This is a genomic window from Sphingomonas sp. CCH5-D11, assembly GCF_001557395.1.
Classification (GTDB): Bacteria; Pseudomonadota; Alphaproteobacteria; order Sphingomonadales; family Sphingomonadaceae; genus Sphingomonas.
In genome coordinates this window covers 1-2,098 of record NZ_LSKH01000286.1, presented here as the reverse complement: position 1 = coordinate 2,098, position 2,098 = coordinate 1, and the positions used below count along the sequence as shown (strand labels likewise).

Annotated in this window: 2 protein-coding genes; both read right to left on the bottom strand. The window is 65.2% G+C overall.

Annotated elements, in window-relative coordinates; all coding sequences use genetic code 11:
* Positions 1–105 precede the first annotated feature (105 nt).
* Positions 106–888: an enoyl-CoA hydratase-related protein gene (locus AX702_RS17755; protein WP_066781786.1), complete on the bottom strand. Its 783-nt coding sequence runs from the start codon at positions 886–888 to the stop codon at positions 106–108.
* Between the two features lie 54 nt (positions 889–942).
* The gene (locus AX702_RS17750) at positions 943–1,986 is read right to left on the bottom strand and encodes an enoyl-CoA hydratase/isomerase family protein (RefSeq protein ID WP_066781785.1); all 1,044 of its coding nucleotides are present in this window, start codon (positions 1,984–1,986) and stop codon (positions 943–945) included.
* Positions 1,987–2,098 lie beyond the last annotated feature (112 nt).

Here is a 2,098-nt window from a genome sequence, read left to right as displayed (position 1 = left end):
CGCGCGGTTCGTGCCGGACCGCATCACCCTCTCCCAGCTACGACTAAGGCTCACCGAGCCCAAGTCTTCGCAACCCTCTCCCTCAAGGGAGAGGGCATGTTGGACCTACCGCCCCTTCCAGGCGCCCTGGCGCTTCTCGATAAAGGCGGACATGCCCTCGGCCTTGTCCTCGGTGGCGGTTAGGATCTGGAACAGCCGCCGCTCGGTCAGGATGCCTTGCGCGAGGTTCGTCTCGAAGGCGGTGTTGACCATCTCCTTGTTCACCATCGCGGCCATTGGCGGCATCGAGGCAATCAGGTCGGCAGTCTTCAGCGTCTCTTCGAGGAGCGAGGCGAGCGGCACGACCTTGGCGACGAGCCCCGAGCGTTCCGCTTCGGCGGCGTCCATCATGCGCCCGGTGAGGCACATTTCCATCGCCTTGGCCTTGCCGATCGCGCGGGTCAGTCGCTGCGAGCCGCCCATGCCCGGCGCGACGCCCAGCTTGATCTCGGGCTGGCCGAACTTGGCCGTATCCGCCGCGTAGATGAAGTCCGCCATCATCGCCAGTTCGCACCCGCCGCCCAGCGCGAAGCCGTTGACCGCCGCGATCCACGGCTTGCGCGTGGCGACCACGCCGGTCTGCCAGCCGGCAAAGAAATCCTGCAGGAAGAAATCCGCCGCCTGCATCTCATACATCTGCTTGATGTCGGCACCGGCTGCGAACGCCTTTTCGCCCGCGCCGGTCAGCACGAGGCAGCGCTGACCCGGATCCTTGTCATAGGCACCGAAGGCCGCGGAGAGATCGGCGAGCACGTCGCTGTTCAGCGCGTTCAGCGACTGCGGACGGTTCAGCGTGACGAGCGTGACGGCGCCGCGCTGTTCGACAAGGATGTTGGCGTAATCGGTCATTGGTCTCTCCCTTGGTCGCCGCGGCATTGATCCGGCGGAACGGTATGTTGTTGATCAGGCAGGGGTCCAAGCCTCATGGTCCGGCAAAGGCGAAAAGATCTGGTCGATCACGTGATCGCTGACGCCCTCCGGCGTTGCCGGATCCCAGCGCGGCGCATTGTCCTTGTCGACGATCACCGCGCGCACGCCCTCTAGGAAGTCGTGACGCTGCACCACTCGAGCGCCGACGGCATATTCCTGGCGCATTTCGTCCTCGAAGGTCGGCATGGCCTTGCCGTCGAGCAGAAGCTTCAGGCTGACCTTCATCGTCTGCGGCGATTTGGTCTTGAGTGTCGCCAGCGTCTCGCGGGCGAAGTCGCTATCATCCGCCTGCAACGCGTCGTAAATGTCCTCCAGCCGGTCAGAGGCGAACAAGCGGTCGATCGCTTCGCGCTGATCGAGCAGCCTAGCCGGGCCGGGTTCACCCGACAGATCTTCAAGCGTTGCCCTGATGGCGAACGGATCGTCGCCGATGCGGCGCTTAGCCTCCTCGACCATCCCCGCCGGCAGATAATGCGTGGCGAGCCCCAGCGCGAAGGTCTCCGCACCATCGAGGCGGTGCCCCGTCAGCGCGAGATATTGCCCGACCCGCCCCGGCAGACGCGAGAGATACCAGCCACCGCCGACATCAGGGAACAGGCCAATGCCGGTTTCGGGCATGGCGAACTTCGTGTTCTCGGTCGCCACGCGATAGCGGCACGGCTGCGACAGACCGACGCCCCCGCCCATGGTGATGCCGTCCATGAACGCCATCGTGTCCTTGGCGTAAGTGAACAGCCGGTGATTCATGCGGTATTCGGTGTGGAAGAAGGCCCTCGCCTCGGCGCCGTCCTTTGCCCCGCTTTCCGCGAGCATGCGGATGTCGCCGCCGGCGCAGAAGCCGCGGCCTTCCGCATGATCGATGATGATCACGCGGATCGCGTCGTCGCCGCGCCATGCCTCCAGCGCGTCGAGCACGCCTTCGCACATCGCGGTGGTGAGCGCGTGGATCGCCTTAGGACGGTTCAGCCGAATGCGGCCGATTGGGCCGTCGGTGGTGACGATAAGGTCTTGGGTCATTTCTTCGCCCTCTCCTCGGAGAGGGGAGAGGGATAGCGCAGCTTGGCAGCATCGCTGCCTAGCGGAGCTTGGGAGAGGGGTCGAGCGAGCCGCCGGCTCGCGGCGGTTCTCC